Origin of the sequence: Pseudomonas sp. P7759, from assembly GCF_013386445.1 — a bacterium.
GTDB lineage: Bacteria > Pseudomonadota > Gammaproteobacteria > Pseudomonadales > Pseudomonadaceae > Aquipseudomonas > Aquipseudomonas azotoformans_A.
Genome location: NZ_JACART010000056.1, coordinates 23,063 through 33,626, shown reverse-complemented (window position 1 = coordinate 33,626; position 10,564 = coordinate 23,063). Strand labels below are relative to the sequence as shown.

Sequence of the window (10,564 nt, the reverse complement as noted above, 5' to 3'; positions counted from 1 at the left end):
CCAGACAGCCGCGTTGAGCACCAACATGCTGATGATCAGCAGCAGGGTGATCATCGACATACGCTGGCTGAGTTGAGCAAGACGTTGGGTATTCATGAAAGGCCTCTCTGAAGGAATGTCGAGGCAAGATAACCACAAAATTATCGTAAAACAATAATAATTCATTATAAAACAATACAAAAATAACCCTTTGACGCTCATAAACAGAAACCCGCACGATCATTCAAGACTCGGCAGACAACCCGCGCCAGACTGGGTTAACGTACTTCCCTCTCTTTTTTGTGACACACCACCATGGGCAAATCCACCGCCACCCTCGACTGGCTTCACCGCGCCCCGCATGCCAGTGGCCTGGACCGTATCGAGGCGTACTTTGCCGGCTTTGCCTTCGACCCGCATCGCCATGACACCTACGCCATCGGGCGTACATTGACCGGCGTGCAAAGCTTTCACTATCGTGGAGACATGGTCCACAGCCTGCCCGGCACCACCATGGTGCTGCACCCCGATGAGACCCACGACGGCCACGCCGGCAGCGACGAGGGGTTCAAGTACCGGATGATTTATGTCGAGCCGTCGCTGATCCAGCAGATTCTCGGCGGCAAGCCGTTGCCGTTTATCCCCAACGGTTTATCCACCGACCCAAGGTTGTTCCGCGCCAGCGAAGTGCTGTTGCAGAACCTCGAAAACCCTATAGACCCATTACAGGAACAGGACGCCCTGTTCGACCTGGCCCACGCGCTCAGCCACGTGTCGGGCGGGGTCGTCAGCCGCAAGACCTTCGATTATGTAGCCGCCGAGCGCGCGCGGGAATTCATCCATAGTGCCCTGGGCCGCAGCATCACCCTGGATGAAATGGCCGACCATGCCGGCCGCGACCGCTGGGCCTTGTCGCGGGATTTTCGATTGCTGTTCGGCACCAGCCCCTACCGCTACCTGACCATGCGTCGGTTGGATCTGGTGCGCAGCCTGTTGGCCCAAGGCCAATCATTGGTCGACGCGGCAATGACCGCCGGTTTCACTGACCAGAGCCATATGACCCGACAATTTCGCAGCACCTACGGCATGCCACCGTCGCGTTGGGTGAAGATGCTGGGGCGCTGATCAGCGCTTAAAGCTGGTGCCCATCAATCGGCTCGCCGATCGTGAGGAAATGCCCGCCCGCCACATGGTGCAAGGTGCGCAGGTCATCATGACCTTCAAAATGCCAGCGGCCGTCGCTGAATACGCGCGCGTCGGCATAGGCCGCGACCACTTCACCGAGGAACAGATCGTAGGTCTGCTGATTGTGAGGCTCGGGCAGCAGACGGCACTCCAGCCAGGCCACACAACCTTCCAGCAACGGCGCTTCGGTGTGTTCACCCTTGAACGTCTGCAAGCCGTAGGCGGCAAATTTGTCAGTGTCGGCGCCGGTGGTGTTACCCACGGTTTGCACAAGATCGGCCTGGGCCACGCAAGGCACCTGGAGCACAAAGGTGCTGGCGCCTTCGAGCAATTGGCGGGTCCAGGTGGCCTTGTCCAGCACCACGGCGACTTTCGGCGGTTCGAAATCCAGCGGCATGGCCCAGGCAGCCGCCATGATGTTGCGTTGGCCGTTGTGCGCGGCGCTCACCAGCACGGTCGGGCCGTGGTTGAGCAAACGGTAGGCCTTGGACAGCGGAACGGGGCGACGGTGGGTAGGGCTCATGGACGGTCGGCTCTTCATGCAAGAAAGCGCCTAAGATACCTGAAGCCCCAGGCTCAACTCGACAGTTGGTTGGCGAACTGCCCTACCGCACTGACCACCTTTTGCGCGCCGTCCTGGATCTCCACGATCACCGTGCCCGCCTCGGCCGCCAGGGCCAGGCCTTGCTCGGCTTGCAGGCGACCCTCCGTCATCAGGCTGACAGCATCGCGCGCCATGTCCTGGTTCTGACGCACCACGCCGACAATCTCCTCGGTCGCCTTACTGGTACGCGAGGCCAACTGCCGCACTTCATCGGCCACCACCGCAAAACCACGCCCCTGCTCGCCTGCACGCGCCGCTTCAATGGCCGCGTTGAGCGCCAGCAAGTTGGTCTGCTCGGCAATGCCGCTGATGGTCTTGACGATGGTCCCGATCACCTGGGATTGAGCATTCAGCGCCTCGATGCCCTCGCCAGCCTGTTGCATGTGCTTGGCCAGGTCGCGCATCACATCCACTGCCTGGGTCACCACGGTAGTGCCGCGTTGGGCGCTGTTATCGGTTTGCAGCGAAGTGCTGTAGGCAATGTTCGCGGCCTCGGCCACCGCCTGTTCCTGATTGACCTGATCGGTGATCACCGTGGCGAACTTGACGACTTTGTACAGCCGGTCGGTGGCATCCATCACCGGGTTGTAGGTGGCTTCCAGCCAGACGACGCGGCCGTGGCTGTCCACTCGCTTGAAACGCGCCGCAACGAACTCACCGGCGTTCAGGCGCTTCCAGAAGTCCTGGTACTCGGTGCTGTTGTATTCCTCCGGCTCGCAGAACATGCGGTGATGTTTGCCCTGGATCTGCGCCAGGCTGTAACCCATGCCGCCCAGGAAACGGTCGTTCGCGGTCAGCACGTGGCCACCGAGGTCGAACTCGATTACGGCGGTGGAACGCACCAGCGCGGTGATCAGGTTTTCATGCTCGCGAGAGGCCTCGATGGTGCGGGTGAGGTCGCTGGAGTAAATCGAAAAATGCTTGATGCGCCCATCGGAACTGCGCACCGGTTGCACAATCGAGCGCAACCACACTTCCTGGCTGTTGCCACGCATCAGGCGCACCGTGCCAGCGAAATGTTCGCCGCGCACCAGGGCGTTCTTGAAGCGCTGCTGGAATTCATCCCGACGCACATGGACCGGCTCCAGATCTTCGATCTTTCGCCCCAGCAGTTGGCCGCTCTGATAGGCCAACTCTTGCAGGAAGTTAGCATTGGCCCACTCCACCCGGCCTTCGGCGTCCAGCGTCAGGCACAGCATTTCGCTTTCCAGGCTCTCCTTGACCTGATTCAAGCTGGACAATTCTTCGCGAAGAGCCGACAGCTCCTGCTTCAAACGGGTGTTGAACATGGGGCACCGATGGTCAAATGAGGGAGATGGATCTGACCTGCATCGGCGCTGCCGGCGTTTTCTGAAGAGGGCTTTAGCCCCATTCCCAACTATATTTTTGGATCCATCAACTGCCATTGTTTCGGCACACGCCCATCACTTGATACTCAAGGGTATTGAGCTTGCCACTGGAGTCTTCATAGGTCATGCGCGACGGCACCGGGTTGCACGAGCGGATCGGTGGCGTGACGTTGACCACCTTGGCAATGTCCAGCTCCAGGCCATAGCGATACACCTGGACCTCGGGCGCTGGCTTGCCCTTTTTGGCGGCATAGTCGGCCATGGCTTTTTCGTTGCGTTCCATCATCAGCGCGAACGTACGATCACCCCCGCCCTCGGCCAATACACCAAAAGACAAAACTGCCGTTAACACGCCCAGCGCGATTTTATAAAAGTTCATGGTTAGTTCCTCGGTTGAAAAGTTCAGTGCCGAGACTAACCAACTGACCCTGACGCAATCTTCACCAGAACATTACTTATTTGTTAGATAACGGTGAGCTTCCAGAATTGTAATCTTCACGCCACTTCTTCGTTATCCACGGTTTGCAACTATCAGCCCGGGCCAGATCAATAAGAACGCCCACTCCCATAAGAAGCTGAAAACTGCCATTACTTAGGAGCGAACCATGCGTATCCGTCACTACAGCCTTCCCCTTTCACTGTGCGCCGCCTTGCCCTTGGCCGCCGTGGCGGCGCAAGAGAAACCCGAGGGTTTTATTGAAGGCAGCAGCGTTAACGTGCTGGCGCGTAACTTTTACTTCAACCGCGATGATCGCAAGGGCCAGTCCAGCCCCACCGGCAACGGCTACTCAGAAGCCTGGGCGCAGGGATTGATTGGGCGCTTCGAATCCGGTTTTACCCAGGGCACCGTGGGGTTTGGCCTGGACGCATTCGCCATGGTCGGCGTGAAGCTGGATTCGGGCACCGGCCGCAGCGGTGGCAAAGGCTCGTTCGGCGTATTGCCGGTGGACAGCGATAACCGCCCGGAAGACAACTACAGCAAAGTCGGCGGCGCGGCGAAACTGCGCGTGCTGGATACCGTGATCAAGGCCGGCGATGTATTCCCGCTGACCCCGGTCGTGGCGTACGGTGATTCGCGCGTTTTGCCGGAAAGCTTTCGTGGTGTGACGGCGCAAAACACCAGCCTTGAGGGCCTGAGCTTGCAGGGCGGGCGTTTGAGCGGCATGAGCCAGCCGACGCAAAGTGGCATGGACAAGGGCTTTGCCACCTTCTACGCGGGCCCGGTCGACTCGCCCTGGATTGGCTATTTCGGCGGCGACTACACCGTCAACGAAAACCTCAGCGTCAGCCTCTACAGCAGCCGCTTGAAAGACGCCTGGGACCAATACTACTTCGGCACCGCCGGCAACTATCCGCTGGGCGAAGACGTCTCGCTGTTCGGCGACTTCAACTACTACAAGGCCGTGGACGAAGGTAAAAAATTGCTGGGCGAATTCGACAACAACATCTGGAGTGCCAGGCTCGGGGTCAAGGTCGGCGCCCACAGCCTGGCCGTCTCGCACCAACGCAACAACGGCGATGACGACTTCGATTACCTGCGCCAGTCCGACTCGATCTTCCTCAACAACTCGATCCAGTACAGCGACTTCAACTCGCCCAAGGAACGTTCGTGGATGCTGCGCTATGACCTGGACATGCAAGCGTTCGGCATTCCTGGTTTGTCGTTCATGACCCGCTACGGCAAAGGCACCGGCGCTGACTACAGCAACGCCAACGCGGTGTACATGCGCCGTGACGCGGCTGGCAATCCGCTCACCGATCAACGCCGCTGGGAGCGGGACATCGAGGCCAAATATGTGGTGCAAGGTGGCCGCTTGAAGGACTTATCGCTGCGACTGCGCCAGGCGACAGTGCGCTCAAGTGCATTTGAATCGGACCTGGAAGAAGTTCGCTTGATTGTCGAGTATCCCATTGCAGTGCTTTAAGCGAGGCCAATTACATTCACTTGCCGATGCGCTACATCTGTTCACAAGTTGAAGTCTGTCAGAACTGTAATATTGGCCTCACCTTCCCGTTAAGTTGCACTTTTTACACTGCACATCGAACACAACTCATCTCTGCGGCTTTTGTGTAGCTCCTTTGGAACAGAGATGAACTTTTTGCGCCCCGATTGGGGCGTTTTTTTTGTGTGCTGGGTCAGTGACGAATCGTCGCACCCGCCTGACGCGGCTTGACCCTAAAGCTACTTCACGCTTCAGAGTTTTCCTACAGCCTACTCAGCCTCGCCATGAGGCCATGCCCCTTTTCGTTTTCTTTGAAGGTAACCCCCATGCGTATCCTTGTGGTTGAGGACGAACAAAAAACCGCCGACTACCTGCAACAAGGCCTGACCGAAAGCGGTTATGTGGTCGATTGCGCCGCCAGCGGCATCGATGGCCTGCACCTGGCCAGGCAACACAGCTATGAATTGGTGATCCTCGACGTCAACTTGCCCAACACCGACGGGTGGGAAGTGCTGGAGCAACTGCGCCGCGACGGTAACCAGCGCGTGATGATGCTGACCGCGCGCGGCCGGCTGGCCGACAAGATCAAGGGCCTGGACATGGGCGCCGATGATTACCTGGTAAAGCCCTTCGAATTTCCCGAGTTGCTCGCCCGTGTGCGCACTTTGTTGCGGCGCAGCGAGCACATTCCGCTGCCAGATGTGCTGCGCGTCTCGGACCTGGAACTGGACCCCCGCCGACACCGTGCCTATCGCGGCAACCGTCGGATTGACCTGACCACCAAGGAATTCGCCCTGCTGCACGTACTGATGCGCCAGGCCGGCGAAGTGATGACCCGCACGCAGATCATCTCGCTGGTGTGGGACATGAACTTCGATTGCGACACCAATGTGGTGGAAGTCTCCATCAGCCGCCTGCGCGCCAAGGTCGATGACCAGAGCGAGGTGAAGTTGATCCATACCATTCGCGGTGTGGGTTATGTGCTGGAGGCGCGCCCATGAAGACCAGCAGCCTGTCGATGCGCCTGGGGCTGACGGTCAGCCTGATGGGCGCCGGGTTGGTGGTGCTGCTGGCGAGCCTGGCGTACCTGGCCCTGACGCACGAGTTGGACAAGCTTGCGCGCAAGGGCCTGGAAAACAAAATGGAGCAACTGGCCCATACCCTCAACCAGGGCCTCGATGAACACCGCATCACCAACCGTCCTCATTCACTGCTGGACCTGGTGATGGGCCACGACAACATCTACCTGACCATCCTCGGCGCACGGCCCGATGCGCCAGTACTGCTCAGCGTCGGCGCCAAGCCCCAGCAACCGCTGCTGCTAGACGTGCCCACGGGCAAGAACCTGGCCTATTTGAACTGGGTCGACGGCCAGGGCAATCGCATCCTCAGTGCGACGCGCCTGATGCCCTTGCAAGGTGGCGAGTATGTCCGCGTGCTGCTGTCGCTGGACCGCTCCGATGATGAGGCGCTGCTCAGTGCCTACCTGCGCTCAACCGTGATCGCCCTGCCGATGCTGTTGATCCTGATCGGCATGGGCGCCTGGTGGCTGGTGCAACGCGGGCTCGCGCCGTTGCAACAGTTCAGCCGTGTTGCGGCCAAGGTCACCACCCAGGACCTGACCCATCGCCTGTCCCTGGACAACCTGCCCAAGGAGCTGGGCGAACTGGCCGAAGGCATCAACGTTATGCTGCATCGCCTCGACGCCGGGGTGCAGCAACTGTCGCAGTTCTCCGACGACCTGGCCCACGAACTGCGCGCGCCTTTGACCAACCTGATGGGCAAGGCCCAGGTGACCTTGTCCCGCGAGCGGCCTTCGCAGGAATACAAAGCCGGCCTGGAATCCTGCACCGAGGAAATGGAGCGCCTGTCGCGGATTGTCTCGGACATGTTGTTCCTCGCCCAGGTCAGCCACCCCGCCGCACGCGCCGGTTTTGCCCCGGTGTCGCTGGCACAGGAAGCACAGCGGGTGATGGAGCTGTTCGCCCTCAGCGCCGAAGACAAGCACATCAACCTGAGCCTGCGCGGCGATGCCTGGGTGATGGGGGATCGCCTGATGATCCAGCGCGCCATCTCCAACCTGCTGTCCAATGCCATTCGCCACACACCCGATGCTTCCAGTGTGTTGCTGCTGGTGGAAAGCTACGACCAGAACGTGTCGCTGTCGGTGGGCAACCCCGGGCGTGGTATCGAAGCCCATCACCTGCCCCACCTGTTCGAACGTTTCTACCGCGCCGACAACAGCCGCGCCCGTGCCGAAGGCGGCACCGGCCTTGGGCTGGCGATTGTGCAGTCGATCATGCACCTGCATCAGGGGCACGCCGACGTCAGCAGCCAGCCGGGCCGGTTTACACGGTTCAGCCTGGTGTTTCCTCTTCTTTGCGATGGGCCCACTGATACAACGCCGGCAGCACCAGCAAGGTCAGCAACGTAGAGGAAATGATCCCGCCGATCACCACCGTCGCCAGCGGCCGCTGCACCTCAGCGCCGGTGCCGGTGGCGAGCGCCATGGGGATAAATCCAAGGGACGCCACCAACGCGGTCATCAACACCGGACGCAGCCGGGTCAGCGCGCCTTCGTTGATCGCCATCGACAACGAGCGCCCTTCCTCGCGCAGGTTGCGGATGAACGCAATCATCACCAGGCCGTTCAACACCGCCACGCCGGACAAGGCAATAAAGCCCACCCCCGCCGAGATCGACAGCGGAATATCCCGCAGCCACAGCGCCATGATCCCACCGGTCAAGGCGAACGGAATGCCGGTAAACACCAGCAGGCCATCCTTCAGGTTGTTGAACATCATGAACAGCAAGCCAAACACCAGCAGCAGCGCCACCGGCACCACGATGCGCAAGCGCTCGGAGGCTTCCTTCAGCTGTTCGAACTGGCCGCCCCAGGTGGTCCAGTAGCCCGCCGGCACTTTCACCTGGGCGAGGATCGCCGCCTCGGCCTCCTCGACGAACGAACCGATATCCCGTCCGCGCACGTTGGCGCTGACGATCACCAGGCGCTTGCCATTCTCGCGGCTGATCTGGTTCGGGCCGAGCACCAGGTCCAGGCTGGCCACTTGGGACAACGCAATGAAACCCAACTGGCCAGACGCATTCCCCGGCACCGGAATCAACAGCCGCGACAACCCGTCGATATCGGTGCGCAACGCGTCGGACAAACGCACGACCATGTCGAAACGCCGGTCGCCTTCGTACAGCGTACCGGCCTGACGCCCGCCGACAGCGACGGCGATGGTGTCCTGCACATCACCCACGTTCAGGCCAAATCGTGCGGCCTTGTCGCGGTCGATATTGATGGTCAGCACCGGCAGGCCGGAGGTTTGTTCTACCTTGACTTCCGATGCGCCATTGAGCTTTTGCAGGGTCTCGGCGATTTCCCCGGCGGTCTTGTTGAGCACCGCCATGTCATCGCCGAATACCTTCACCGCCACATCGCTGCGCACGCCGGAAATAAGCTCGTTGAAACGCAGTTGGATCGGCTGCGACAACTCGTACGCGCTGCCCGGCACAATCGCACTGGCACGCTGGATATCAGCGATCAGGGTTTCGCGGGACTTCTTGGGATCCGGCCATTGGTCCTTGGGTTTGAGCATCACGTAGCTGTCGGAAATGTTCGGTGGCATCGGGTCGGAAGCAATTTCTGCAGTGCCGGTGCGCGCAAAGACCCGCTCGATTTCCGGCACCTGGGCCATCAAGGTTTTTTCCAGTTGCTGTTGCATCTGCACCGACTGCGTCAGGCTGGTACCGGGCACGCGCAGGGCCTGTTGGGCAAAGTCGCCTTCACTGAGGCTGGGGATAAATTCGCTGCCCATGCGGCTGGCGACAACGCCTGAAGCGACGATGGTCAACACGGCCAAGCCAAACACCAGCGGCCGACGCGTCATCACCCAATCCAGCACGGGCGCATAGACCCGACGCGCGCTGCGCATGACGATATTTTCTTCTTCCTTGACCTTGCCGGTGACGAACAGCGCAATCGCCGCCGGCACGAAGGTCACCGACAGAATCATCGCGCCCAGCAGGGCAATCACCACGGTAAACGCCATGGGATGAAACATCTTTCCGGCCACGCCGGTGAGGGCGAAGATCGGCAGGTATACCACCATGATGATCAGTTGGCCGAAGATCAGCGCCCTCCGTGCTTCCTTGGCGGCGGCGAACACTTCGTGCAGGCGCTCGCTGCGCGTCAACAGTCGCCCGTGACGCTGCTGTGCGTGAGCCAAGCGGCGAATGGCGTTCTCGACGATCACCACCGCGCCGTCGACGATGATGCCGAAATCCAGCGCGCCGAGACTCATCAAATTGGCGCTGACCTTGTTGGTGAACATTCCGGTAAAGGTGAACAGCATCGCCAGGGGAATCACCATCGCGGTGATCAGCGCGGCGCGAATATTACCGAGGAACAGGAACAGCACTGCGACCACCAGCAGCGCACCTTCGAAGAGGTTTTTCTTCACGGTGGCGATGGCTTTTTCGACGAGGTTGGTGCGGTCGTAGACGGTGACGGCGACCACGCCTTCGGGCAGAGAACGGTTGATCTCTTCAAGCTTTTTCGCCACGGCCTGGGACACGCTGCGGCTGTTTTCGCCGATCAACATGAATACCGTGCCCAGCACCACTTCGCGGCCATTTTCGGTGGCGGCACCGGTACGCAGCTCGCGGCCGATCTCGACCTGGGCCACGTTGCGCACGCGAATCGGCGTGCCATCCGAACTGGTGATGACGATATTGGCGATGTCGTCGATGGACGCCAATTGCCCCGGCGCGCGGATCAGCAGTTGCTCGCCGCTGCGCTCGATATAGCCGGCACCGACGTTGGCGTTATTGCGCTCCAACGCCGTGACCAGGTTATTCAAGGTCAGGTTGTAGGCGGCCAGGCGCTTGGGGTCGGGTGCAATCTGGTATTCCTTGGCGAAGCCGCCGATGGTGTTGATCTCGGCCACGCCCGGCACATTGCGCAGTTGCGGCTTGATGATCCAGTCCTGGATAACCCGCAGATCGGTCGGTGTGTAAGGCGTACCGTCGTCCTTGAGCGCGCCATCCTTGGCCTCGACGGTCCATAGGAAAATTTCCCCCAGGCCGGTGGAAATCGGCCCCATTGCCGTCTCGATGCCCAGGGGCAATTGCTCACGGGCGACTTGCAGGCGCTCATTGACCAATTGGCGAGCGAAGAACAGGTCCGTGCCGTCCTTGAAAATCACCGTGACCTGGGACAACCCGGAACGCGACAGCGATCGCGTCTGCTGCAAACCGGGCAAGCCGGCCATGGCGGTTTCGATGGGAAAGGTGATGCGCTGCTCGGTCTCCAACGGTGAATACCCGGCCGCTGCCGAGTTGATCTGTACCTGCACGTTGGTGATGTCGGGCACCGCGTCGATGGGCAGTTTCTGATAGCTGGCGATGCCGACACCGGCCATCAACAGCACCGCCAACAGCACGATGATGCGCTGCTCGATGGCAAATTGGATAAGGCGCTCAAACATGAGAAATCA

Annotated in this window: 7 protein-coding genes and 2 pseudogenes; 4 read left to right on the top strand and 5 right to left on the bottom strand. The window is 60.2% G+C overall.

What is annotated here, in order from left to right; all coding sequences use genetic code 11:
• Nucleotides 1–294 precede the first annotated feature (294 nt).
• The gene (locus HX823_RS28455) at nt 295–1,104 is read left to right on the top strand and encodes an AraC family transcriptional regulator (protein ID WP_177077915.1); all 810 of its coding nucleotides are present in this window, start codon (nt 295–297) and stop codon (nt 1,102–1,104) included.
• 7 nt (nt 1,105–1,111) lie between these two features.
• Here HX823_RS28455 and HX823_RS28450 read toward each other — a convergent pair whose 3' ends face one another.
• The 4 genes and pseudogenes from HX823_RS28450 to HX823_RS28440 all read right to left on the bottom strand — a co-directional run bounded on the left by HX823_RS28450 (nt 1,112) and on the right by HX823_RS28440 (nt 3,496).
• Nucleotides 1,112–1,687 (bottom strand): flavin reductase family protein, encoded by a 576-nt coding sequence (locus HX823_RS28450; protein ID WP_177077913.1) that lies wholly within the window; start codon nt 1,685–1,687, stop codon nt 1,112–1,114.
• Between the two features lie 53 nt (nt 1,688–1,740).
• Nucleotides 1,741–2,172: pseudogene (locus HX823_RS32405) on the bottom strand (methyl-accepting chemotaxis protein); the annotation flags it as partial.
• 108 nt (nt 2,173–2,280) lie between these two features.
• Nucleotides 2,281–2,967: pseudogene (locus tag HX823_RS32400) on the bottom strand (PAS domain-containing protein); the annotation flags it as partial.
• Between the two features lie 196 nt (nt 2,968–3,163).
• Nucleotides 3,164–3,496, bottom strand: coding sequence for a DUF2790 domain-containing protein (locus tag HX823_RS28440; RefSeq protein ID WP_177050420.1), 333 nt, complete (start codon nt 3,494–3,496; stop codon nt 3,164–3,166).
• A gap of 226 nt (nt 3,497–3,722) precedes the next feature.
• On the opposite strand from HX823_RS28440, the gene HX823_RS28435 reads away from it, so the two are divergent.
• The 3 genes from HX823_RS28435 to HX823_RS28425 all read left to right on the top strand — a co-directional run bounded on the left by HX823_RS28435 (nt 3,723) and on the right by HX823_RS28425 (nt 7,494).
• Nucleotides 3,723–5,042 carry an OprD family porin gene (locus HX823_RS28435; protein WP_177077909.1) on the top strand — a complete coding sequence of 440 codons (1,320 nt, stop codon included), beginning with the start codon at nt 3,723–3,725 and terminating at the stop codon, nt 5,040–5,042.
• Between the two features lie 344 nt (nt 5,043–5,386).
• The gene (locus tag HX823_RS28430) at nt 5,387–6,061 is read left to right on the top strand and encodes a heavy metal response regulator transcription factor (RefSeq protein WP_010213373.1); all 675 of its coding nucleotides are present in this window, start codon (nt 5,387–5,389) and stop codon (nt 6,059–6,061) included.
• Nucleotides 6,058–7,494 carry a heavy metal sensor histidine kinase gene (locus HX823_RS28425; protein WP_177077907.1) on the top strand — a complete coding sequence of 479 codons (1,437 nt, stop codon included), beginning with the start codon at nt 6,058–6,060 and terminating at the stop codon, nt 7,492–7,494. Before HX823_RS28430 ends, HX823_RS28425 begins: the two co-directional genes overlap by 4 nt.
• Here the strand turns inward: HX823_RS28425 and HX823_RS28420 are convergent.
• The gene (locus HX823_RS28420) at nt 7,418–10,555 is read right to left on the bottom strand and encodes a CusA/CzcA family heavy metal efflux RND transporter (protein WP_177077905.1); all 3,138 of its coding nucleotides are present in this window, start codon (nt 10,553–10,555) and stop codon (nt 7,418–7,420) included. The two genes, HX823_RS28425 and HX823_RS28420, sit on opposite strands and share 77 nt — an antisense overlap.
• Nucleotides 10,556–10,564 lie beyond the last annotated feature (9 nt).

Bases quoted from the DNA above. Each gene is read 5' to 3' on its own strand.
- HX823_RS28455 (WP_177077915.1), top strand. From the start codon at position 295: ATGGGCAAATCCACCGCCACCCTCGACTGGCTTCACCGCGCCCCGCAT.
- HX823_RS28450 (WP_177077913.1), bottom strand. From the start codon at position 1,687: ATGAGCCCTACCCACCGTCGCCCCGTTCCGCTGTCCAAGGCCTACCGT.
- HX823_RS28440 (WP_177050420.1), bottom strand. From the start codon at position 3,496: ATGAACTTTTATAAAATCGCGCTGGGCGTGTTAACGGCAGTTTTGTCT.
- HX823_RS28435 (WP_177077909.1), top strand. From the start codon at position 3,723: ATGCGTATCCGTCACTACAGCCTTCCCCTTTCACTGTGCGCCGCCTTG.
- HX823_RS28430 (WP_010213373.1), top strand. From the start codon at position 5,387: ATGCGTATCCTTGTGGTTGAGGACGAACAAAAAACCGCCGACTACCTG.
- HX823_RS28425 (WP_177077907.1), top strand. From the start codon at position 6,058: ATGAAGACCAGCAGCCTGTCGATGCGCCTGGGGCTGACGGTCAGCCTG.
- HX823_RS28420 (WP_177077905.1), bottom strand. From the start codon at position 10,555: ATGTTTGAGCGCCTTATCCAATTTGCCATCGAGCAGCGCATCATCGTG.